This window comes from Paraliobacillus zengyii (assembly GCF_003268595.1).
Classification (GTDB): domain Bacteria; phylum Bacillota; class Bacilli; order Bacillales; family Amphibacillaceae; genus Paraliobacillus_A; species Paraliobacillus_A zengyii.
Genome location: NZ_CP029797.1, coordinates 2,854,564 through 2,876,709 on the forward strand (window position 1 = coordinate 2,854,564; position 22,146 = coordinate 2,876,709).

24 protein-coding genes and 1 pseudogene are annotated in these 22,146 nt (G+C 35.5%); 4 read left to right on the forward strand and 21 right to left on the reverse strand.

The features are described from left to right. Positions 1-6: 6 nt before the first annotated feature. The 5 genes from hpf to DM447_RS14435 all read right to left on the reverse strand — a co-directional run bounded on the left by hpf (position 7) and on the right by DM447_RS14435 (position 5,000). The gene (gene hpf, locus DM447_RS14415) at positions 7-558 is read right to left on the reverse strand and encodes a ribosome hibernation-promoting factor, HPF/YfiA family (protein WP_112181885.1); all 552 of its coding nucleotides are present in this window, start codon (positions 556-558) and stop codon (positions 7-9) included. Positions 559-825: 267 nt separating this feature from the next. Then, the gene (locus tag DM447_RS14420; RefSeq protein ID WP_112181886.1) at positions 826-1,596 is read right to left on the reverse strand and encodes a PHP domain-containing protein; all 771 of its coding nucleotides are present in this window, start codon (positions 1,594-1,596) and stop codon (positions 826-828) included. Between the two features lie 19 nt (positions 1,597-1,615). Continuing rightward, positions 1,616-2,434, reverse strand: a complete 819-nt coding sequence (locus DM447_RS14425) for an energy-coupling factor transporter transmembrane component T family protein (protein ID WP_112181887.1) — start codon at positions 2,432-2,434, stop codon at positions 1,616-1,618. Continuing rightward, positions 2,418-4,127, reverse strand: coding sequence for an ABC transporter ATP-binding protein (locus tag DM447_RS14430; protein WP_112181888.1), 1,710 nt, complete (start codon positions 4,125-4,127; stop codon positions 2,418-2,420). The genes DM447_RS14425 and DM447_RS14430 overlap by 17 nt, the downstream gene beginning before the upstream one ends. Next, a complete protein-coding gene (locus tag DM447_RS14435; protein ID WP_112181889.1) occupies positions 4,128-5,000 on the reverse strand; it encodes a DUF8171 family membrane protein in 873 nt (290 codons plus the stop codon). A 192-nt stretch (positions 5,001-5,192) separates the two neighbouring features. Here DM447_RS14435 and DM447_RS14440 point away from each other — a divergent pair, with 192 nt between their 5' ends. Together DM447_RS14440 and DM447_RS14445 are read left to right on the forward strand one after the other, a co-directional pair. Further along, positions 5,193-6,029 carry a MurR/RpiR family transcriptional regulator gene (locus tag DM447_RS14440; RefSeq protein WP_112181890.1) on the forward strand — a complete coding sequence of 279 codons (837 nt, stop codon included), beginning with the start codon at positions 5,193-5,195 and terminating at the stop codon, positions 6,027-6,029. A 78-nt stretch (positions 6,030-6,107) separates the two neighbouring features. Continuing rightward, positions 6,108-7,577 carry a methyl-accepting chemotaxis protein gene (locus DM447_RS14445; protein WP_112181891.1) on the forward strand — a complete coding sequence of 490 codons (1,470 nt, stop codon included), beginning with the start codon at positions 6,108-6,110 and terminating at the stop codon, positions 7,575-7,577. A gap of 816 nt (positions 7,578-8,393) precedes the next feature. Here DM447_RS14445 and DM447_RS14450 read toward each other — a convergent pair. The 5 genes and pseudogenes from DM447_RS14450 to DM447_RS14470 form a co-directional block, all read right to left on the reverse strand. Then, positions 8,394-8,525: pseudogene (locus DM447_RS14450) on the reverse strand (IS110 family RNA-guided transposase); the annotation flags it as partial. Positions 8,526-9,180: 655 nt separating this feature from the next. After that, positions 9,181-9,660: a DinB family protein gene (locus DM447_RS14455; RefSeq protein ID WP_112181892.1), complete on the reverse strand. Its 480-nt coding sequence runs from the start codon at positions 9,658-9,660 to the stop codon at positions 9,181-9,183. 26 nt (positions 9,661-9,686) lie between these two features. After that, the gene (locus DM447_RS14460; RefSeq protein WP_112181893.1) at positions 9,687-10,241 is read right to left on the reverse strand and encodes an HPP family protein; all 555 of its coding nucleotides are present in this window, start codon (positions 10,239-10,241) and stop codon (positions 9,687-9,689) included. A gap of 127 nt (positions 10,242-10,368) precedes the next feature. Continuing rightward, positions 10,369-10,944: a CGNR zinc finger domain-containing protein gene (locus DM447_RS14465; RefSeq protein ID WP_112181894.1), complete on the reverse strand. Its 576-nt coding sequence runs from the start codon at positions 10,942-10,944 to the stop codon at positions 10,369-10,371. 457 nt (positions 10,945-11,401) lie between these two features. Then, positions 11,402-11,770, reverse strand: coding sequence for a winged helix-turn-helix transcriptional regulator (locus DM447_RS14470; RefSeq protein WP_241964531.1), 369 nt, complete (start codon positions 11,768-11,770; stop codon positions 11,402-11,404). Positions 11,771-11,899: 129 nt separating this feature from the next. Between DM447_RS14470 and DM447_RS14475 the strand changes: the two genes are divergently transcribed. Continuing rightward, positions 11,900-12,673 (forward strand): SDR family NAD(P)-dependent oxidoreductase, encoded by a 774-nt coding sequence (locus tag DM447_RS14475; protein ID WP_112181895.1) that lies wholly within the window; start codon positions 11,900-11,902, stop codon positions 12,671-12,673. Between the two features lie 717 nt (positions 12,674-13,390). Further along, positions 13,391-13,699 carry a DUF4190 domain-containing protein gene (locus tag DM447_RS14480; protein WP_112181896.1) on the forward strand — a complete coding sequence of 103 codons (309 nt, stop codon included), beginning with the start codon at positions 13,391-13,393 and terminating at the stop codon, positions 13,697-13,699. A gap of 46 nt (positions 13,700-13,745) precedes the next feature. Here DM447_RS14480 and DM447_RS14485 read toward each other — a convergent pair whose 3' ends face one another. The 11 genes from DM447_RS14485 to flgK all read right to left on the reverse strand — a co-directional run bounded on the left by DM447_RS14485 (position 13,746) and on the right by flgK (position 22,145). Beyond that, positions 13,746-14,129 (reverse strand): DUF8042 domain-containing protein, encoded by a 384-nt coding sequence (locus DM447_RS14485; RefSeq protein ID WP_112181897.1) that lies wholly within the window; start codon positions 14,127-14,129, stop codon positions 13,746-13,748. Between the two features lie 8 nt (positions 14,130-14,137). After that, the gene (gene fliT / locus DM447_RS14490; RefSeq protein WP_112181898.1) at positions 14,138-14,491 is read right to left on the reverse strand and encodes a flagellar protein FliT; all 354 of its coding nucleotides are present in this window, start codon (positions 14,489-14,491) and stop codon (positions 14,138-14,140) included. Beyond that, positions 14,491-14,892 carry a flagellar export chaperone FliS gene (gene fliS / locus DM447_RS14495; protein WP_112181899.1) on the reverse strand — a complete coding sequence of 134 codons (402 nt, stop codon included), beginning with the start codon at positions 14,890-14,892 and terminating at the stop codon, positions 14,491-14,493. The genes fliT and fliS overlap by 1 nt, the downstream gene beginning before the upstream one ends. A 21-nt stretch (positions 14,893-14,913) precedes the next feature. Continuing rightward, positions 14,914-16,431 carry a flagellar hook-associated protein 2 gene (locus tag DM447_RS14500; RefSeq protein ID WP_112181900.1) on the reverse strand — a complete coding sequence of 506 codons (1,518 nt, stop codon included), beginning with the start codon at positions 16,429-16,431 and terminating at the stop codon, positions 14,914-14,916. A 17-nt stretch (positions 16,432-16,448) separates the two neighbouring features. Further along, a complete protein-coding gene (gene flaG, locus DM447_RS14505; protein WP_112181901.1) occupies positions 16,449-16,820 on the reverse strand; it encodes a flagellar protein FlaG in 372 nt (123 codons plus the stop codon). A 398-nt stretch (positions 16,821-17,218) separates the two neighbouring features. Then, a complete protein-coding gene (locus DM447_RS14510) occupies positions 17,219-18,226 on the reverse strand; it encodes a flagellin N-terminal helical domain-containing protein (RefSeq protein ID WP_112181902.1) in 1,008 nt (335 codons plus the stop codon). A 125-nt stretch (positions 18,227-18,351) separates the two neighbouring features. Continuing rightward, positions 18,352-18,582, reverse strand: coding sequence for a carbon storage regulator CsrA (csrA, locus tag DM447_RS14515; RefSeq protein ID WP_112181903.1), 231 nt, complete (start codon positions 18,580-18,582; stop codon positions 18,352-18,354). A 1-nt stretch (position 18,583) separates the two neighbouring features. Next, positions 18,584-19,033 (reverse strand): flagellar assembly protein FliW, encoded by a 450-nt coding sequence (gene fliW / locus DM447_RS14520; protein WP_112181904.1) that lies wholly within the window; start codon positions 19,031-19,033, stop codon positions 18,584-18,586. Positions 19,034-19,046: 13 nt separating this feature from the next. Beyond that, a complete protein-coding gene (locus tag DM447_RS14525) occupies positions 19,047-19,640 on the reverse strand; it encodes a DUF6470 family protein (protein ID WP_112181905.1) in 594 nt (197 codons plus the stop codon). 66 nt (positions 19,641-19,706) lie between these two features. Continuing rightward, positions 19,707-20,594, reverse strand: a complete 888-nt coding sequence (gene flgL / locus DM447_RS14530) for a flagellar hook-associated protein FlgL (RefSeq protein ID WP_112181906.1) — start codon at positions 20,592-20,594, stop codon at positions 19,707-19,709. Between the two features lie 9 nt (positions 20,595-20,603). Continuing rightward, complete coding sequence (flgK, locus tag DM447_RS14535) at positions 20,604-22,145, reverse strand: flagellar hook-associated protein FlgK (RefSeq protein WP_112181907.1); 1,542 nt, start codon at positions 22,143-22,145, stop codon at positions 20,604-20,606. Position 22,146: the final 1 nt, after the last annotated feature.

A 22,146-nucleotide genomic window follows, 5' to 3' on the forward strand; every position in this document is an offset into this window, starting at 1 on the left:
TAATAGTTAACTTGTTTCAATTAGACCGTATTTTCCATCTTTACGTCGATAGACAACGTTTGTGTCTCCTGATTCTGCATCTGTGAATACATAGAATGTATGTCCAAGCATATCCATTTGTAGGATCGCTTCTTCAGAATCCATTGGTTTTAAGTCAAATCGTTTTGTACGAACAACTTCTAAACCATCTTCTTCCTCATCGTATCCTTCTTCTATTTCTTTTTCCATTTCCGCAAAAATATGTTTTGGTGCACCTTGTTGACGAGCTTTGCGATTAACTTTTGTTTTATATTTCCGAATTTGTCTTTCTAACTTATCTACTACTAAATCAACTGCGGCATACAAATCAGTATGTTGTTCCTCAGCACGCAATAATAGATTTATCATCGGGATGGTAATTTCAATTTTTTGTTCTTCTTTATAGACACTTAGATTCACGTTTACATCTGATTTTGGGGGTGTATCAAAATAACGTTCTAACTTACTAACCTTTTTCTCAATGTATTCTTTTATTGCCCCTGTTACCTCAACGTTTTCTCCACGAATGTTATATTTCATAATAAGTGTCCTCCTTTATATATCTATATTTCTATATTACCCTGTCTTATTCCTGCATAAACTCATAAAAAATTTGTCGAAAATTTAAAAAATACGATAGAAAATTTTACAATCACCTCTGAACACTGATATATCAACATTTTGTTAACGCTGTCATCTAACAGTATGCAAAACTATTTGTTAAAAAAATTTACAAACCGTACACATTTTAAATAAACAAATAAAAAAACCGAGCTTATAATCGCTCGATTCTCACACGCGTATTTTTTATCTAACAGCTGTTTGATCTTCTAACAACTTTTTCATATATTTTTTCACTAATGCAGCTGCTTTTACTTTTATCATTAAATTGTCTGCTATCTCTACTTGATAATTCCCATTCCTAATTGCCGTCTTTAGTTCCCCAACAGTAGAGCATACTTGTTCAAACTGATTAAACACAGCGCTATACTGGAGGAATTGATGGGTATCACTACCTCCGACAATTGGTAAACCTAGTTCTTTCGCAAAATCGATCAATTGCGTATAGTATGGTTCCACACCTTGTGCGTATAAATCTTTACCATTTAAATCTAGTGCATCTAATCGGCGTAATTGTTCTGGCAGTAAATGTGTTAATGGGGTACCCTTACGAAATGGATGAGCACCAATTTTCAAAATATTATATTCCGCCGCAAAATCCATCAATTGATCAAATTCAATAAAATTGGCTGGGTCTGTGTAAGGTTCAAGTGCAGAACGGATCTCCAATATATCGTTGCGATCACCTATCAATAAGATATGTCCAACCTCTTTGACATCAACCTCAATGCCAGGAAAAACACGGATATCGCCAACTACATAATAGCCATTTTCATAAGTATATTTGCCATCGATATAATCATAAATGTCCATAAATCGTTTCGTATTAAAATGCTCTGTCATGGCAAGTGCCGTTAATCCACTTTTACTCGCCTCTTCCATCATTTCTGCAAAATAATCTGGCATAAACATTGATTTTTTTGATATTTTTACATGACTATGAAAATCAATTTTCATTCTAGTATTCTCCTTTTTATTAAGAAATAGTTCCTAACATAAACACACCAACCATATAAACAATCGATAAAACTAAAAACGCGTAATCTCTACGTCTCATTCGCAAATGGGCTAGTTTAATCTTTTTCACTTTTGGATGGTTGAATCCGTAGAAGCTACCTTTCGTTTCTAGTGCTTCAACAGTTGTTCGTGCCCGCTTCGCTGTGCTTAATAACAGCGGATAAAACGATAAGACAGCTATTTTACAAAAGTAAGTAATCGAGCGCCAGTATAAAAAGCCATGTCGAACTGGTGCTTTTCCACGTAAGCGAAATGATAAGAAAACATGATGATATTCCTCTAACAAACTAGGAAGCATCCGGTATCCATACGCAATACTGAACGAAACCTGGCCAGGAACACCAATTTTCAACAGGCCATTACTCAATTTCTCGGGATCCATTGAACAAAAGACAATAATACTAGCAAGCGAGATCACCGACAGTTTTAACGTCAAGACGAGCAATGGAATAATTACCGATACATCGCCACCAAAAAAGAGTGATGCGATTAAAAGATAACCGCCTTGTCCAAGTAAGCCTAAACAAAGGATAAAGACAATTAACGGACTGACTTTCGCGAAAAAAGTAAGCACAACCATCAACGCAAACATCCCTAACAAGACAACTTGATTATGAATAAACCAAGGCACAATACCGAAAAAGAGATACCAAGTAAACAGTGTACGCGGATCTAATTTTGCTAAAAATGTATCACCATTTCCATAAGCAGTATTTAATAATTCGATTTTCATCTGTTCTACTGATAATTTATCGGAGAACTTACGCGTATATTCCATCAAATTCCTCCTTCTGCTTCCAAGCAGCAACAAAATCAGTTACCGTATAAGCTAAAGGTTCAACCTGTAGTGCTTTACTAAGCTCCAATATTTGCGGTGCTTTCAATCCAGCGCGATCTAACAATGCTGCATTACCAAACACAGAAGCTCGATCACCATCATGGATGATTTGCCCGTTGTTTAAGACAATAATTCGATTCGCCCATTCTGCAACAAGCTGCATATCATGTGTCGCGATTACTACTGCGGCAATTTCTTCTAAATCACTAATTAATCTAGTAATATGTTTACGGGTCGCAATATCCAAGTTTGCTGTAGGTTCATCTAAGAGAATCACTTCTGGATCCATCGCAACACCAATCGCAAGTGATGCCCGGCGTTGCTGTCCCCCACTCATCAATCTGCTATCCCTATCCTGTAAATCCGTTAATTCGAATTGCTCGAGAATCTTATCAACCTTTTCTTGATAGCCTTCTACTTTCCTAGCTTTTAAGAAAAATTCAACATCTTTACGTACACTATCCTCGATAAACATTTGCTCTGGATTTTGATAGACATAGGTGACAAGATCAGCCAACTTCTCGGGTGAAACATCCCGTGTATTCATATTCTTAACCATTACATTGCCTGCTTCAGGTTTAACCAAGGCTGTGATCAGACGCATTAATGAAGATTTTCCTGCACCGTTATTGCCAACTAATGCAATATGATCGCCATGATGAATCGTTAAGTCAATTCCATTTAAGACTTGATTTTTCGATCGCGTAATCGTTTTATAGGAAAAACTAACGTCCTTCATTTCGACTATCGTTTCACGCAATGGTCTTACTTCGACAGATTCTTCAAGCAGACTTCCTACTCGCTCTTCTTTTTCAAAAAAAGTGCGTGCTTGCGCTAGTGTGATCGGTAATTTCACAGCTTGCGTATTCCCAAGTTGATAAGATGCTTGCGTTACTTGCGGCGGATAGATTTGACTAGCAACCAACGCCTCTACATTTTGCAAGGCAGCATTTGTCTCTTTTTTCCAAACCACTTTTCCTTGATCCATTAAAACAACCTCTTTACAATATGATGCAATAAATTCTGTATGGTGTTCAATTACGATAATTGTCTTGCCATCTTCTTCATTTAGCCTTTGTAAAATCTGATAGATCTCTTCCGCGTGTTGGGGATCGAGTTGTGCGACAGGTTCATCAATAATTAAAATATCAGGATCAAGTGATAACGCACCAGCTAGAGCTAATAGATGCTTTTGACCACCACTTAATTGCCAGATGAATTCTTGATCATACCCGACTAAACCAACACGATCTAAAGCACGTTTTCCCCGTTCTTTAAAATCAGCATAGCCAAAATTTAGTGGCGCAAAGCTCGCGTCTTCTAAAACACGTGGACTCACCAATTGGTTCTCAAAATCTTGATACACATAGCCAACATCATGAGACAGTTCTGCTACTTTTTGTTCGGTTGTTACAAGATCATTGACAGTTACTTTTCCACTGAAATCTCCTACATAATAATGTGGAATCAAGCCATTAAGAAGCTTACATAAGGTTGATTTACCACTACCGTTACTACCCATGATTGCGACGAATGTACCTTTTTCTAAAGATAAGGATACATTCTCTAAAACGGGTGCATCACCACCTGGATATTGAAACGTAACCTGATCAATTTCAATTTGTGCAGTCATTTATGAAATCCTTTCTTCTTCTAAATTGGTAGCCTTTTTCTTGATCATTACAGCAATTGTAATACCTGCCACGATTGCAGCGACTGCAATACTAACCCAGATAAATCCATCACCAAACATCCCAACAAAGTCCGCTTCCCATTCCCAATTAAAACCAGCCTCTGATAAATATTCAAATAGAAACGCTGCACCAGCTAAGAAGATCCCAAGTACAACTAAACGCGGCCCAACAATTTCACCAAGCGAATACCTTGTCTGATTATCACGAGGTTTCATCCCAAGTAAAGGCTCCATCTTCCCGTATAAACGCGGAACCAAGTATACCGTTGGAAGTAAAGCAAACAGAATACCGGAGAACAGAACATCATTTAAAAACGCAAATCCTTCAATAATAACGACACTCTCTGCTAAGCCAGATACTGCTTCTAACTCTTCCACCCCAACCCAAACTTTCATAATATCAACCATCGAGCTAATCGCTTGGTGAATAATGACACCCATCATTGCTGCAACCGCAACTTGGCGTTTATTACGTGGATCACGCACGAGTGTACCAGCAATATACATGGCTAATGAGAAAGCAATAAACTTCTCTAATTCACCAAATCCACCGAATTGACCAAGCATAATTTCGCCAAAAATAACTTCCCCTAATGCCGCACCAATTGCGGCATATAACGGATGAAACAACATACATAACGTAAGTGGGATAAAAGCAAAATACTCAATTGAAAATTCAATTGGACCGAGATTAACCGATGGTACCAATTCTGTTATCATGTTCGATAAACCGTATAAGGACATTGATAAAATAAATACCATCATTTTCTGTGCTTGTGTTAATGTGTAGCGCTCTTTTTTTAATTGACTCATTTTCTTTTCCCTCCTCATATTAACTTACTTTCATTGTAAGGTAGGGTTATTAATCTACTTTAGGCTTGTCGTAAAGAAGATGTAAATTTATTAACGTTATTTATCATTATGTAAATTTTCTTTCATAAAGCTCTACTTTAGATTGAAATATGCTAGTCTGAAAGTATTCTGTACAAGAAGGAGCGCACACATATGATCAGTTTCGATTGGGATACGTCATCCATGTCACCAACGCAAGTTAAAATTGCAAATTATATTCAAAAAAATACCCAACAGGTCTTGCTCTCAACGGAAAATGAAATTGCGATTGCAGTTAATGTTAGCATTGCTTCTGTCTCCCGTTTTTGGCAGGCTGTCGGTTTTCACAATTTCAAAGCATTCAAAAAAAAGATGCAGACAAGCCTAGAAGTCTCACCCGCTGGAAAATGGAAGGATTTAATAGATAAAGTAGAAAAACAGTCCTCCTTGCAATTTCATACATTAGAAGCTGCGGTTCATCATTTACATCAAACGATGGAATATGTCTCCAACCATGCTTTTCAAAAGGCAGTTTCATTGCTTACGGAAGCTAGAAAAGTTTATTTGTATAGTCCTGGGCCATCACTTGGTTTGGCTACATTAATGCAGTACCGCATGAGTCGCTTTGACTGTGACATATCAATTATTCAGCAAGGCGGTAGCGAAATTTTTGAAGAGCTAATGCATGTGAAGCAAACTGATGTTGTCGTTATCTTTGGCTTTGTCCGCCTACTTCCTGAAGCAAAAGTGATTTTAGACCATGCTAAAAAGGTTGGCTATCAAACGATTATTATTACCGATCAAGTCATATTCGATTTTGCCAAGGAAGCTGATGTTGTCTTATTTGCAAGTCGTGGCGAAGAACACGCTTTTCACTCAATGATTGCACCAACTTTTTTAATAGAGAATTTAATTATTTCGATTGGCATGCAACATACAGCTGAAAATGTAAATAGATTGGAAAAATTAAGCGAATTAAGAAAAAAGTATGAAAATAAATTACCTAGATAAGTAAAACGAACTAAATTTTTTCATCTTTTCAACCGATATATAAGGATAAAGGTCTATTTAGAAAAGGAGTTTTTAAAATTGAATGAAATAGAAAAAATGAAGTGGCAAGATCTACTGAAGAAAAATACGTTAATGTTGATCGTCATGTCGATCACGTTAGCTACTGGTACAATAAATGCATTTTTTGGGAGTGATACGACAACACTATTATTCTATCTTGCAGAACTACTGATCGGTATTATCGCATACGTATTATTACAACGCATATGGAAAAAACCAACAATTGTCCCATACCTATTCATCACGACATTTTATGGATCGATTTATATCTTTTTATTTACACAAGGTGGAAGTGCACAAATAGTTTTAATCTTGTTCTTTCTAACTGTTTTCTCCGCCATACAAATGAAGCGTGGTATATTTTTATATGGCTATGTACTAGGACTAGGAATCATCTTTTTTAATTCAATGACAGCAGAAGCAACTGTTGTAAAAGAATTAGTTAGTTACACCGTCTTACTTTACTTATTATTTGGCTTGATCTTCTTTGTATTAATTCACTTATCCAGTCAACAAAATAAGCGTCTAGGCGACATGTTAGCTGATTCAGCACAATATAATCTAGATAAAGAAAGACAACGTACGATTATCGAACAAAGCGTCACATCTATTGTCGAAAAAATTTCTGAAGTGAATGAACAACTACAAACAAATGTCATATCACAAAATGAGATGACAATCGCCATCAATGAAATTGCTGTAGGAAGTCAAACACAATCTGAACAAATTACGGATATTTCGGAGAACACGATTCAAACAAAACAAAGTATTGACCATGTCCACAGTACATCAGAAATGCTATATAAAGAGTCAATTCAAGCAAGTGAATTAACCGACAATGGTAAGAAAAAAATGGACAGTCTTAACCAAAATAACCAAGCAGTGGAAAGTGTGATCAACCAATTAAACAATACCTTTGCTGTGTTAACTAATAAAATCGCTGAAACCAATCAATTTGCGGGGACAATTAGAGATATTACCGAACAAACTAATCTACTAGCATTAAATGCATCAATCGAAGCGGCCCGTGCAGGTGAGGCTGGAAAAGGATTTGCAGTTGTAGCAGACGAAATTCGCAAACTAGCAGATAACACACAACAAATAACCGAGAAAATCACAGGTAATCTAACGGAACTTAACACGAGTAACCAAGAAGCAATTGAGCAAATGGCCCTAAGCAAAGAAAAAATTTCCTATGGCGTTACCTCATCAAATGAAGTAACAAGCTATTTTGAACAAATTGCTACAACAATGAGTAAGCTCCACAGTGAATTAAAAAGTTTCACTACAATGGCCGAAAAAGTGCAAGGCCAATCAAACCAAGTTGAAGGATCAACCAATGACCTTGCAGCGATCATCCAACAAGCTTCCGCTAGTTTAGAAGAATTAAGTGCTTCTGTCACAGAACAAACAGACAGCAACAAACAACTAGCGGTTATTATGGAAGAGACAGTTAAGGAAGCACAACAGATTAAAGAGAACTTTTAGATAGATGAGGAAAGCAGATTGTATTTAACTACAATCTGCTTTTTTCTTTTATATTATTGTTGTTATTTAAAAATATTTATTCCAGCGTAACTGCCATGTTGATTTTCGCTTCGGGCAGTTGCTTTCCGAAGTGGATCTTCAGATCTTTCTTTTCCCGCTGGACTTTGAATTTAACTTCCTGAACCTACACCGCACGCAGAAAATTGAACTTTATTTTCAAGTAGTCGACTACCCTAAGCTACAATCAAAGAGTATAGTGTGATCATCTGTTGTTTGTTGCATTACAAACGTTTACCCATAAAAAACCTATATTTCAACTTGGAATTAGGCTTAGCTTATGGTCTTCCACGCTCGATTGCACAATATCGTTTTTTTTATTGAATAGTATGCTTGTACTCCCTCAGTTAGATTCTATTTACTCACAAATGCTCGCTTATACGCAGGATTCCAGACCACTTCTAAGAACAATGACGGATGAATGGAATGAGTTTTGATAATAAAGGCTATATGAAGGCATACGGGAATAGAGGAGTTATAAATAGCTCCATTTATTTCCATAAGATACTGTAGGCATTCTCCACGCCGCCCCTGGAGGCTATCCCTCCCATGTCTCAACGGGTCATTTGCCCTTTCATTCCTTCGTCATGCCTATCCAAGGGGTGGAGGCCGTTTTTGCTGCGCAAACGGGTCAGTGCCTTAGGTACAACGGTATCCAGTACTCCGCGCTTTCTCTGTAATCCTACGAATAAGCCAACATTCAAGAATTATTAAACTACTATTAATCACTTTAAAGTCATACTTGGTTTACAATTAGAATTAAGCTGCTATAGCTGCAAATGGTTGTACTTTCTGAGAACAATATGGTTCATGACTTTTAGCTATTGCCACCAGTATTCTTGCTAGTTTTCCTACGAGTTTCATTATAGATTTCATTTTTTTCATCTTTTTATGGCCCGTAGATGAAGATGCACTTGAATTCTTTACCGATGCTGCACTAATTTCTAAAGGTACTGCTTCCCAAATAATCATGTTTCACGAGAGATTTTGATTAGTATGACCACTATAAGGGGTACAGACTACTACTATCCCTTTTTATTTTTTCTTGATTAAAATCGTTCTGGGTGTGTGTGGAGAAGGCTTGTTAGAGAAATTGTAGCAAGAATTTTAGACATCGGAAGCCATGTCATGAAGCTAAGATACTGAAAAATGTCAATTAATGATTCATCATAAATATTTTAAATAATAGGTAGGCGTTTTTTTACATAAAAAACAGGAGAGATAGTAACCCTACCATGCTCTCCTCTCCTTCTCTTATAACTAGCTAAACTAATTAATTAAAAGCATGAGCCACCGCTTCGTCATCACTGATGTTATGAGCATGAAAAACATTACTATACTTTCAATTTAACCGGAAAGGTCGAAACAATCTTCTTATTTGATAATTATTAATGTTTTGATTTTATAAAGACCCTTTGTACGAAGAATTAAATTATTAATATCAACCTTTAACAGAGCTAAAAAAAAAGCTATACAATAGCTCCTTTTTCGATCGAACCAAGATTATATTCTCCCATTCATGAATCTCCAACTTGATATTCATCATCTACATTTCACTTTGAATTATCCGTTTAATTGATTTAATTGCATCAAAATGCATTCCCTCATGGTACAAACAAAAGCTAAGAAGTGCTTCTACCGTTGATAAAGTAAGACCAGTTGATGTCGTATATGGTTTGTCTACGTACGTTTTCAATTGTGACCTCTGTGTTTTTTCAATCCGATCCACTTGTTTTTTTAACATTGTAATTAATTCATCAAGCTTAGGTATTTCTACATTTATCCATTCACTAGGTCTTGTACCTGGACTAAAAATATCTAAGAAATTACCTGGTATTTTAGTTTCTTCTCCAGTTACATGAAAAGCGAATTTTTCATGAATTAAATAGATATGTCCTAAATTCCATTTTATATTATTATTGAAATGTTCTGGTGTGATAAGCGATGACGCTTCATCTAATTCTGAAACCCGTTCAATTGTATTGTTGCGTGCAAACCATAATTGCTCAAAGATAAAACCACTCATTTTCATCGTCTCCTTTTATGTAAAATTTAAACCCAGAAAGTTGGGTATTTCCTATCACTACGTAAATTATTGATTAATAATGCAAGTAATACAATGATTACTGAACCTATTAAAACCGGTGAAACTAGAAGTCCCCAACTATATTCTCCCATCATAACAACAAGTGGATCAGCACCTGCTGGAGGGTGTGTCGTTTTTGTCAACATCATTGCAGCAACTGCTAGACCGACTGCTAGACCTATTGACCAGGGACTAGCACCAAATAGATGATAGACAGACAAACCTGCGAAAGTTGAAATAACGTGTCCACCAATAATATTTCTGGGTTGTGATAACGGAGAATTCCAAACACCAAACGCTAACACACAACTTGCACCAAATGGCGCTATTAACCATCCTATTGATGTAATATTAGTCAGTATAACTAAAGAAAAAATAGTTAGAAAACCTCCAATTAGTCCTGTTAGTGCATCCTTTGGCACTATTTTTAATGTGCTCCTTCCCTCTCCTCGCATTTTCAAGAAATATGCTAATCGTGTAACACTTCGATTTTCTTGATCTGAGATACTTTTATTACCCATTTTTTTCCTCCTTTTAATTTATAGCTTTAGTTTAACTCTTTAATACTAACCTGTCAATATTAATTTTAAAGGTTAGTTATTGTAATTAAAAAAAAGCAACCCTTCTAAGAGTTGATCCTTTACTATATTAGCTTTTTTTTCTTGACTGAAATTGAGCAACCTTGTTCCTATTCCCACAAATTTTCATTGAACACCATTTGCGACGACCAGTCTCATCAATAAATAATAGGACGCATTCAGGATTTGAGCAATGTTTGAGATAAGACAACTTATTATGATGGATTAAGCTTAATGCGTCATAAGCAATATACGATTCTAACACATCCTCAATTTTTCCAACTGGCTTAGGTATAAGTTTATTATTTACAAGCTTATATATAAATGGTGCATTCTCAATCTTTTTTTCTAAAAGAGTTATAAATTTCTCTTGAATTGGCTGTCCATCAGCTATTAATTCAAAATTATTGCGTAAAATAGCGCGCATTTCTAAAAGCCTTGATAAGATACTTCGAATTTGAGATTCAATCTTTTCATAATCCTCTTTATTCAAAAACAAGTTTACTTTCATATCATCAAGCCAATTAAGTAAGTCTTCTTCCTCCACTAATAGATCTTGCCTTTCTCCACGTCTTACAATTTCAGTGTTAACTATATCGATAGAGAGATTATCTGATATAAGCGGGAATTTCTTCGACTCTACCATCCACTCAACTCCTATTACCTTATATTTTAACTCGTGAAATACCGATTAATCGGTTATATTTCTATTATAACCGATAGTTAAAAAGTATGCCCATAACTACCTATTCTTCTTCAAGTAACGTTTTCCGTTAGTGTTAGCGAAAATAGTAATAAATCATTCTGAAACAGAAGTTATTTATTGCATCGTAGTCTTGTACTGTGCAGCAAATAACTTTGTGGTAATTAGTTGATTTCCCCCATATTGTTATATTATCTGTGATTTATCAAAATAGAAGTTGCTACATTCGACAACTCCTTGGTCAACATATGAATGGATTTATGATTGTTTAAAGTTAAACGTGGATAGAAGAAACACGTCAACTAGACGATTCACTTAACCAATTCACACTCTTTCTCCAACGAAGTAAATGAAAAAATATATTTTCCCCAGAAATTTTCTGCAAAAACAAGCTCAATTCTTATTCCTTTTGATACTTGATGCCCCACTTATACATTTCATAATAAACGGGAAGTAAATCTTTCCCTTTTTCTGTAATTGTATATTCAACACGTGGAGGGATTTCATTATATTGTTTCCTTGTGATTAAACCATCCTTTTCTAGCTCTCGTAACGTCGTAGTTAGCATAGTATTTGTAATTTTTGGGATAGCTCGATTAAGCTGACCAAAACGAGCGCTTTTTAAAACGATAATTTCAAATAGTACTTGATTCTTCCACTTCCCCTGCAAGACATTGAAAACAGGATCAAGCGGGTTAAAACTAGGATTGCAGTTTTCTTGATTATTTAAATTTTGGGCCATTAATTCTTGTAAATTCGGTATGTTCATTGTTTTTTTCACTCCTTAGTATTGTCCACCGTACTTAGTAAGGAATTTTTGCGTACTTGAAATGAATATCACTTAGTACGATAATCATACTAGTACAAATAATATACCAAAAATAAAGGGGATTCAATAATGAAAACATTGTTAATTACAGGAGGTACTAGTGGCATTGGCAAAGGACTGGCGAAGTATTATTTAGCAACTGGGAATAGGGTCATTATCGTAAGCAGAAATAAAGGTGATCTACCTAATGCTATTTATCTTCAAGCAGATCTGAGTCTTGTTTCGGAAAACTACCGTATTATCGAGAATATCCAAAGGACCTATGGCGCAATCGATGGATTGATTCTTTGCGCTGTCCTACAAACATCTCGTAAAGACGCTTTTATCACACAAGAAGGTTTAGAATTCACCTTTGCTTTGCAGTATTTAAGTCGGTATATCCTTTCAAATCGATTAGCATTTAATGATGACTCTTTTATTTTAAATGTTGCTACCCCCGGTATCTACAGCCCCATCAACTTTGACGATTTAGAATATCGTCGCAAGTTTAACAGCGTGAAGGCTAACGGCAATGCCAACCGGCTAAATGACTTGTTGGGTGCAGGATTCAAACGCAAGGGCGTTCGTTATATTTTATATAATCCAATGGCTGTAAGAACATCTGGGGCTAGATCAGTCTTTGCGAATCCATTAATGAGAATATTCTTGAGAGTAGTTCACCGTCTAGTAGGACATGAGGTTGATGAAATCGTGAATAGTATTGTTGACGTATTAAAGGAATCAAGATCGCAGAGTTTCTCAGCTTATAGACTTTCAAAACCTGTTGTATCCATGAAAACATTTAATTCTCAAAAGGCTAAACAGTTGGAAGGGATTACTAAAAAGTTACTTTTAAATGTGTAGGAATTATGAATGGTCTAATAAAAAAATGATAATACCGGAATTAGATTTAAAACGTGGCAAATATACGATTTTTATGTTGCGTCAATTGTAGAATATATTACGAGTAACCAATCTTATGCCAATAGAATATATTTGGAAGTCGCATTAGATTGATGGAAAGAATGCTTATGAAACGACATGTAATCTCGGAACGTATTCAAGTGATCTTAAAATGAAAAGCACACCGCATGAGATATGAATCTACGTATAAATGCTAACTTAGTAATACACAAAAATGATTGAATAAGAATGTACACTTTTAGGTAGTACGTGCATAATTAATTTGAGGTGGAGACATGCATGTACAACTAAATATAGAAACTGTGGCTACTAAAAACCATACTTTATTCTTCATCAAATCCCCACTTTATTATGTATTTTACCCTGTAATTACATAAAATGGAAGTGAAAGGTTCTAAACCTAGTTTTTACTTTCCTGATTTCTGGGAATGAGAATCCTAGAAATTCTGATAAATTTTTCTTTAAGTTAATAACTTTTGATTTTTCATCACTTATCTCAAGATTGAACAAAACTAAACCTATAACAGTTAAAAAGATGCCTCGATAAGCTTACATCACAATTTTCGTTGATTAAAACGTTTTAATACAATAATACTTATGAAAGGAATTTAAGATTCTATAGCCATAAAAAAGTGGTATAATAAACAGGAGTTTTTAATGAAAGGACGTGTTTATATGGAGGAGCAGCAACACTATCAACAGGCACCAGTAACAAATGGAAAGGCAATTGCCTCGTTGGTTCTTGGTATCTTATCTATTGTCATTCCATGGATTGGTTTCATTTTCGGCATTATTGGTATTGTCTTATCAAGCAAGGCAAAAAAGGAAATTGCGAATTATCAACAAGCTGGGAACGGTATGGCAGTTGCGGGTTTGGTAACTAGTATTGTTGGAACAGCATTATACGGACTATTACTTATACTACTAATTTTCTTCAGCATTGCAGTCGGCAATAGTATGTATTAATTTAAAAAGAAGCTCTTGAATCATTTAGATTCAAGAGCTTCTTTGGTTATTGCACCGTATACGGTTCAACAAATGCTATGATTTTTTCTTTCCATGCTTCAAATGCAGGGACAACTTTCTCGTTGAGTAGTTGTCTTTTCTCTTCATTTGACTTCTTCTCAAACCATTCGGATAATAATTTAACGATTTCTTTGTATTCATTTAGCAATGCTTCCATCTCATCACTTTCATCAAAAATGTTCGCTAATTGCCCGTGTGTGGCATTAAGTTGCTGAAATGAAGCTAACAAATCATTAAAGACATCTTGGACTTTAGCAGGTGCCTCTTCTGATAAATTATCTTTTACATATGTGAATCCTTCGCTCATCACAAGCAACATCTCTTTATACTCTCGTAACAGCTGGTAATCACCATCTTTCATTCCTACCATGTTATCACCTATTTCTTTTTATCTAAAAAAGTCCCATCAAAGTTTGACGCATTTTCGTATGGATTTGTATACTTTTGATTAGAAGATTTTTGTCTCTTAACCGAACGCATTTCTACTTTTAGATTCGTGAAAAGATGATTAAGCTTTTGCTCGATTTTCTTATCAATTGGAATTAATCTTTGCCCAATTTCATTTTCTTCTTCGGTGTATGGTGCTTTCACCTCTTGCAAAATCAACTCGCGTTCCGCTAATAATTCTTGAGCATCTTTAATCATCTTTTCTCTATCAATTCCTAACATCGGTTGATCTAATAAGTGATACAATTTCATCGAGATATCTTCTAGCCTTTCCATTCTTTCCATTAAACTTGCGCGCCTTGTGCATATTGCTGTTGACGTGTCTGTTTTACAACTTCTTTCCACGTATCACGAAATTCTTCGACAAGTCCATAAGCTTCGTCGAGAGCCGAGATATCATTTTGGATATTCGCTTCCATCAAGCGATGATTTATATAATCATACATCGGCATCATTTCTTTGGTAATTTCAGCTTTTGGATCTAATGTAAGCATGAACTCACTAATGATTTTTTGTGCCTTTTGAATGTTTGTATTTTTTAATTCTATGTTTTTTTCTTCCATATTTTTTTTTGCTTGTTTAATAAATTTCAAACAACCATTATACAACATTAACGTCAACTCACCTGGTGAGGCAGTGTTAACTGAATTGTTTTTATACGCTTGGTATTGTTGTTGATAAACCATAAAATCTTAACACTCCTTATATTAATAGCTGAATTGTTGTGACAAGTAACTAGACTGCGAATTCATTTGTTGGATCATTTTCTCCATAGCACCAAATTGCGTCCAATAACGGTCTTCTATAGACCGTAATCGATCTTCAAATGCTGAAATCCGATCTTCCATGTCATTCAATTTTCTACCTAATGTATATTGTTGTTCAGTTGAGCTTGCTTTCCCTGCTCTTACTTCAACATTTTTTATTGTACTTGCAATCGAGTCTTCTAAACGATTAATAATACCACGACCAGAACCTTCCACATCGTTAGAGAATAATTTATAGACTGAATCAGGATCTTCTCGCAAGGCAGCTTTTAGCTTATCTTCATTCACTTCTAACTTTCCACGGTCTAAGTAGTTTGATGAAGTAGAAATTCCTATATCTGTGATGCTATTAAAATTACTACTATTATCAACATTACTATACCAGCCATATCGCATAGAGGATAATCCATTCGATAAGGTCGTATCCCCTTTTAATAGACCACTCTTCGATTTTTCTTCCCACTGTTCAATCTCAGTATCTGATAATTCTTCTCTTTGAGCTTCTGTTAACGGTTTATAATCACGATAGCGATCCTCTTGTAAAGCAGCATTAACTGTTTCAATTGCTGTATTATAGCTTTCAATAAACGCCATAATTTTATCATATGATGCATCAATATCATTATCTATCGTTATTGTTGCTGCTGAAGTAGTTACACTCGTAAAGTTAAATGTTACATCGTTTAATGTATAGGAATTTTCTTTGGATGTAAACTCAACACCATTATAAGTAAATGTAGCATCTGTTCCACCAGACTCTTGTGCGGTGTCTAATCGCAATGTATCAGCGAGAAAACCTGTTGTTGTAAATCCAATTTCACTGCCATTTGTATTATAATTACCTGTTGTTGTTCGTTCCATAATAATCTTATCACTTTGCGTATCATATGTTGCGCGAATTTCATTACCAGTTGCTGTACCGATTTTTTTAAGTACACTATTTAACGTATCATCAGCTGTATACACGATATTTGTTGTTACCTCTGCCCCATTTTCATCAAAATACGATATATCGAATGAACCATCACCAGTGATATCAGTCCCACCAAAATCTTGTTCACTCAATTTCCCATATTGATCAATCTTTGTTGTTCCAGAAATACCAGCTGTACTTACATTAATAGCTGTTGTCGCAAGTGAATTTACCCCAATTGAATACGAACTGTTAGTAGCACCAGCTGTTGCTGTTGCTGTGACTGCTGCTTCATTTGTCGAAGCAGATGTTTTGGATTGATATGTTTTTTGCAATTTCATATCTAGAGTCTGTTGATCAAGATCATAAAACAACTTATTCATATCACGATAAGAATCACGTTGCCATGTTGTCCATGAAACATCTTGTTCCATCTTATCTAATGGTAAACGTTCTGCAGCCATTAAATCTTTTACCATTGTATCTGTATCAATTCCAGATGCAAGACCTGTTACCCTACTTGCTGTATCTACACTATAAGCCATATAATCACTCCTCTTTGTTAAATTCGCTCATCTACGATCAATCCCATTGCCTCGGCTATCGATGCATAAACATCCAGCATTTTTTTAGGTGGAATTTCTTTTACTAATTCTTTTGATTCTGAATCTATTACTGTAACATAATACTTTTCCAACTTTTCATGAAATTCAAATTTAATGTCTGTAAAATGTGGTTCTAATAATTGATTTAACTGCTCCACTAATTGTTCTGTTTGAGCACGACTTGGCTGATCCATACTATTTTCTTTAACTTGTTGATATAACTCTACAGATTTCTCATCTTTGGATTTATCTCGCGCAGGTGTCGAAAACGTCGTGTTCTCATTTCTTTGCAGGAGTTGGGATCCAATTTTAATATCCTCAACATTCATGGCAAGTGCCATCTCCTTCTCGATATACTATTTCTTCTATTATCGGAGTATTGTTCGTATATGTGTAGATATTTTTCAAAAAAATTGCTTGACAATAAAAAACACTACAACGATTGCTAGCAGTAGTGCAATTACTTATGCTTTAAAATCAATAGTATTTCCTAAATGGACTAACGGATTGTTCTAACATTTTAACTATTCATGAATTAAGAATTACACTAAAATAACCATACGCTATAATCTATTTTTTGTCTTGAATATATCAACTCGAAGAAATTTGTTTTGCGATTGAGGGTGAAATTTTGTGGAATCACTAAATAAATATAAATAATTTCTATCCTTTTAATGTAATAGAAAAGACTCTAGCTTTGCTAGAGTCTCTTTCGAATAATTTAATATTATTGTAGTAATTGAAGCACGCCTTGCGGTAACTGGTTTGCTTGAGCTAGCATAGCTTGAGATGCTTGTGCAAGAATTGAATTCTTAGTTTGGTTCATCATTTCTTTCGCCATATCTACGTCACGGATACGAGATTCCGCAGCAGTTAGGTTTTCAGAAGATGTACCCAAGTTGTTAATTGTGTGATCTAAACGGTTTTGAGTAGCACCAAGTTTAGAACGCTCAGCAGAAACTGTTTCAATCGCATTGTTGATTGTTGTGATTGCAGTATCAGCTGTACCTTGTGAAGAAATATCAATACCAATTGCACCTTTTGTATTTGCTGCAAATTGTGTCTCTGCTTCTAAAACTAGATCAGCACCATCAAAATAACCTGCAACAGTTCCATCACCAGCTCCTGGTGCACTTTCAGCTACCTCATCTTGCCAAGTACCCAATACTGTAGTACCATCTTGTCCAAGTATTGTTGCTCCATCAGTTGCATCTGCAGTATAAACAGTACCTACTTCTAATGCGTCCGAACGCATATCATTTACTTCGATAGAAAGATTTTGTCCTTCATTAGCACCAATATGGAAAGTAGCACTAAATTCACCATCAAGTAAAGTCTTTGTATTAAACTCAGTATTATCACCAATTCTAGTGATTTCTGAAGCAAGTTCATTAACTTCTTTTTGTAGTTCAGCACGATCCGTATCTGTATTCGTATCGTTGGCAGATTGTGTTGCTAATTCACGCATACGTTGAAGGATGTCATGTGTCTCATTTAAAGCACCCTCTGCAGTTTGTAATAAAGAGTTGGCATCTTGAGCATTAGTAGAAGCTTGATCCAAACCACGGATCTGACCACGCATTTTCTCTGAAATTGCAAGACCTGCTGCATCGTCCTTAGCACCATTGATACGAAGACCTGAAGATAATTTCTCCATTGAAGCTTGTTGTGCGTTGTTTGCACTACCTAATTGACGGTGTGTGTTTAATGCTGCGATATTGTGATTAATTCTCATTATAATTTCCTCCTTGAGTTTTGTTGTATTCCCACATCCATGTGGTTTTCACTAAAGTACTAAAGCGGCCGTCTTTAGTACTGTTTAGCTTTACATATATAATATCGGAGGAATGTTTCAGATGTTTAATCTTTTTTTGAATTTTTTTTTAATAAATGTAACAAATCGGTTGAAAAGCTTGCTGCTTCGCTGTTTTCGGCTTGAATATCTAAATAAACTTCCATTCGGTGAATATCAATATTCTTTGGCGCATCAATTCCTAGCTTAATTTGATCTCCGTCTATACCTAACACTTTTAACTCAATGTCATCACCAATTTTAATTGTTTCATTTACCTTTCTTGTCAGTACTAACATCTTAATCCTCCCTTTTGGAGGTACTATTTTTTGTGAAGATTGTTTCTTTTGTCGTATAGTACTTACTATTCGTAATATATTGTTTGGCAACTTGTTCTTTTTGATTAATGATAACTGGTGCTTGAAGATTTGCAGTACTTGAAGTAAATGGTTCCTTTAGGGACATTATTACAAACACTTGTACATCTTCCTCTGACTTAATCTGCAACATTTCAATCGTATTATCGTCTATGTTTAATTCATAATCTTTGCTAAAGTGAAAAGGATCAACTACTACAAATGCAAGTTCTTTTGTTTTTGTAGATTGTAAGACATAAAACAATGTTTCTTTTTCTAATGGTAATAAGACAAATTGATTTTCTTCAATAAAACCTGGAATACCTTGTGGAAAATCAATTAATTTATTTTCGTCAATCGTTATTTTATTAAAGTATTTCGTTTCTATTTGCATGTTTTCACCTTTTCTATATTAAAATTTCAAAACCACCGATACCTTTATATTTAAGATTATCAAAATCAATATCCAGTTGATTTTTCTGTGCTAGACTAACATCCACAGCTCCAGGTTGATAATTGGTTGTTGGCTTTTGTGCTTGTGTTTGAATGTTAGCTTTTTGTGCCGTGTATTGAATGTTAACTTTAGCTGGTTGATAAGACGTTTTTACTGATCCAGCTGATGGAATCCAACCAATATTAAATTGCTTTGGTGGGTCTTGGCTATTATCAACAGCTTGTTTTGAAATTGGATTTCCACCATTTTCTATCTTCATTAATTCTTCACCTTGTTGAATTCGCCTTGAGATCGCTGCAAAGACTGCTTGTTTTCCTTCTTGTGCTTGTTCTCTTGTCATTCTTTTCACGGATTTAAAGCCTAAATCTGCCCAAGCTTCGGATTGGTCAATACTTAGTCTGGAAGGCGTCGTATTGATTTTTAAATCTCCCTTTGGTTGTTGGATGGTTTGTTGTGCTTTGGGTTGCCGAATTTGTTGTTGTCCTTCTGTATGTTGAATACTGATTTGAGCGGCTCTTGTTTGTAAACGTATTTGGGGGAAATCCATTGGTGGATCCTCCTTTTAAGGTATTTGAAAAAAGACTTGTCACAAAAGCGGCGACAAGTCTTTTACTTAACTTAGAAAATCTAATAATGATGGTTGAATCACACGTGAACCAGCACTTAATGCAGCACGATGAACACTTTCCTGTGTAGTAAGTTGAATAATAACTTCTTCTAAATCTGCATCTTCATTATCAGACATCATTTTATTAGCCGAAATTGATTGATTCTCTAACCGATTTACGATCAGTTCTACTCGATTCATACGCGCACCAAGATCAGCACGTTCATTTACTGTATTATTAATATGTGTGTCCATTGTTGCAATATGGGAATCAAGGTCTTCATCAGTATCAGATTTTAAAGCAGTTGAAAAAGCTTCGATATCCTTAAAAAATTCCTCGCTGAATACATTTCCTGCTGTAACATTAACTTGCAGTTTTGTTCCATCCGTTACTTCAATTCGGACTGCGTCATCATTTGTTGAAACACCTGTAACATTACCATCTTCATCAACAGTTACAGGTGCTTCACCTGTTGTACTCGTTCCATTAAATATATATTTACCATTAACCTCTGTGTTAGCAATGTCAATTAGATGTTCTTTTAATTGGTCAACTTCTGCTGCAATATTTTCACGTTGTCCATCTTCATACGTACCATTAGAACCTTGAACAGCTAATTCTCGAAGACGCTGTAATGCTTGTGTTGTTTCATCTAATTGCGAATCTGAATTATCCATCCAGTTATTTACTTCACTAATATTGCGTTGAAACTGTTCCACATCAGATACTTGGGTACGATAATTCATCCCCTTCATTGCAATAACTGGATCATCGGAAGGACGATTAATTTTTTTACCTGTTGATAACTGGTCCATATATTTATCTAAATTACTGTAACTACTACTGAGGTTTTTAAGCATATTATTCGTCAACATACTTTGTGTTACACGCATAATCTTAACCTACCTTCCTACTAATCCCATGTTATTTATGATTCGATCTAGCATTTCATCTACTGCTGTCATACTTCTTGCAGCTGCGTTGTATGCATGTTGAAACTTAATCATATTTGTCATTTCTTCATCTAGAGATACAGCACTAACAGAAGAACGATTTTCTTCTACTTGTTGTTGCAGTACTCCTGCATTACTAACCATACGATTTGCTTCCTGTGTGACAACACCCATTTGACCGATCATTGATTCATAAAAACTTTTTATTGAGGTTTTGTTACCTAAACCTTCAGCTGGAACTTCATAATCGGCTTGTAATTTTGAAAATACATTCGATAGTTCAATTGCGTTTTCTCCATCACCACTTGGACCAGATAAACTTGCTGCTATTCTCTTTGGATCATTGATAATATCTTCTGAAACTGCCATCGTAGCCGCTGGTCTTGTTGCAGCAGGATCGATTGTATAGAAATCACCTGTAGCATCATCGGTTAAATTAGAACCGTTTTGGTGAACACGATTAAATTCGGCTACAAATGCTACAGCCATCTGATCAAGATCACTTAACATTTCATTATAATAACCAGCAGCTTCTCCATCTGCGTCAACATAACCGTTCATTTCCATTAAACCTTTCAATTCGCCTGTTGAAGCATAATCTGCGGCATCTATTGTTACAGGTGTTGCAGTTGTGTCATTTGGATTTGAAAAGGTAAAACTTTCGACGTTATTATTTTCATTAGAAGTGACTTCCATATGGTTTACTTGATATATATTGCCATCTACTAATGTGACATCTTGTCCAACACCGTTTAACGTTACAGTTGCTTTACCCATTGCAATTTCACTTGGTTGGCCACTACTTTTTTCATAGCTTACACTGACATTAGCAATAGCAGAAAGACTATCAAGTAAACGATCACGTTCATCATACAAATCATTTGGTACATGACCGTGTGGTTCAACTGAGCCAATTTGTTCGTTTAAATTATTGATCTGTGTAAGGATAGAGTTAAACTCTGTTTCCGTTACATCTATTTGACTATTCAGATCTCCACGCACTTGTTCAAGTGATGTTGAAAGATAACTAAAGGTATCTGCAACGGCTTGTCCTCGCTGACTTACAACAGATCGTGAACCAGAGTCTTCTGGATTAGTTGATAAGTCCTGTAAAGCATCGGAGAACTGACTCATGGTATAAGCTAAACCTTCTTCAGATGGTTCGTTCATAATTGTTTCCATTTGCGCCATTGCTTCCGCACGTTGCTCATAATAGCCTAACTTGCTACTCTCATTGCGGTATTGCACATCTAAAAACCGATCACGAATTCGTTCAATTGAACCAGCTTGGACACCACTCCCAATGTCTGATTTCACACCTTCTGTATAACGTGAAACAGATAGTGTAGATACTTGCTCAAAGTTTACACGCTGGCGCGTATAACCTTCTGTATTAGCGTTGGCGATGTTGTGCGAAGTTGTATAGAGTGCAGCTTGTTGGGTGCTAAGTGCGCGTTTTGCGACTTCTAATCCGCTAAATGTTGATACCATC

Excerpts from the sequence above, each read along its gene's own strand:
- fliT (WP_112181898.1), bottom strand. The coding sequence starts at position 14,491 with ATGGAAAGAATGGAAAGGCTAGAAGATATCTCGATGAAATTGTATCAC.
- DM447_RS14420 (WP_112181886.1), bottom strand. The coding sequence starts at position 1,596 with ATGAAAATTGATTTTCATAGTCATGTAAAAATATCAAAAAAATCAATG.
- DM447_RS14475 (WP_112181895.1), top strand. The coding sequence starts at position 11,900 with ATGAAAACATTGTTAATTACAGGAGGTACTAGTGGCATTGGCAAAGGA.
- DM447_RS14455 (WP_112181892.1), bottom strand. The coding sequence starts at position 9,660 with ATGAGTGGTTTTATCTTTGAGCAATTATGGTTTGCACGCAACAATACA.
- fliS (WP_112181899.1), bottom strand. The coding sequence starts at position 14,892 with ATGGTTTATCAACAACAATACCAAGCGTATAAAAACAATTCAGTTAAC.
- hpf (WP_112181885.1), bottom strand. The coding sequence starts at position 558 with ATGAAATATAACATTCGTGGAGAAAACGTTGAGGTAACAGGGGCAATA.
- DM447_RS14485 (WP_112181897.1), bottom strand. The coding sequence starts at position 14,129 with ATGGTAGGAATGAAAGATGGTGATTACCAGCTGTTACGAGAGTATAAA.
- DM447_RS14480 (WP_112181896.1), top strand. The coding sequence starts at position 13,391 with ATGAAAGGACGTGTTTATATGGAGGAGCAGCAACACTATCAACAGGCA.
- fliW (WP_112181904.1), bottom strand. The coding sequence starts at position 19,033 with ATGCAAATAGAAACGAAATACTTTAATAAAATAACGATTGACGAAAAT.
- DM447_RS14510 (WP_112181902.1), bottom strand. The coding sequence starts at position 18,226 with ATGAGAATTAATCACAATATCGCAGCATTAAACACACACCGTCAATTA.
- DM447_RS14470 (WP_241964531.1), bottom strand. The coding sequence starts at position 11,770 with ATGAACATACCGAATTTACAAGAATTAATGGCCCAAAATTTAAATAAT.
- flgL (WP_112181906.1), bottom strand. The coding sequence starts at position 20,594 with ATGCGTGTAACACAAAGTATGTTGACGAATAATATGCTTAAAAACCTC.
- DM447_RS14460 (WP_112181893.1), bottom strand. The coding sequence starts at position 10,241 with ATGGGTAATAAAAGTATCTCAGATCAAGAAAATCGAAGTGTTACACGA.
- csrA (WP_112181903.1), bottom strand. The coding sequence starts at position 18,582 with ATGTTAGTACTGACAAGAAAGGTAAATGAAACAATTAAAATTGGTGAT.
- DM447_RS14525 (WP_112181905.1), bottom strand. The coding sequence starts at position 19,640 with ATGGATTTCCCCCAAATACGTTTACAAACAAGAGCCGCTCAAATCAGT.
- DM447_RS14435 (WP_112181889.1), bottom strand. The coding sequence starts at position 5,000 with ATGAGTCAATTAAAAAAAGAGCGCTACACATTAACACAAGCACAGAAA.
- flgK (WP_112181907.1), bottom strand. The coding sequence starts at position 22,145 with ATGGTATCAACATTTAGCGGATTAGAAGTCGCAAAACGCGCACTTAGC.
- flaG (WP_112181901.1), bottom strand. The coding sequence starts at position 16,820 with ATGAATGTTGAGGATATTAAAATTGGATCCCAACTCCTGCAAAGAAAT.
- DM447_RS14440 (WP_112181890.1), top strand. The coding sequence starts at position 5,193 with ATGATCAGTTTCGATTGGGATACGTCATCCATGTCACCAACGCAAGTT.
- DM447_RS14500 (WP_112181900.1), bottom strand. The coding sequence starts at position 16,431 with ATGGCTTATAGTGTAGATACAGCAAGTAGGGTAACAGGTCTTGCATCT.
- DM447_RS14430 (WP_112181888.1), bottom strand. The coding sequence starts at position 4,127 with ATGACTGCACAAATTGAAATTGATCAGGTTACGTTTCAATATCCAGGT.
- DM447_RS14465 (WP_112181894.1), bottom strand. The coding sequence starts at position 10,944 with ATGGTAGAGTCGAAGAAATTCCCGCTTATATCAGATAATCTCTCTATC.
- DM447_RS14425 (WP_112181887.1), bottom strand. The coding sequence starts at position 2,434 with ATGGAATATACGCGTAAGTTCTCCGATAAATTATCAGTAGAACAGATG.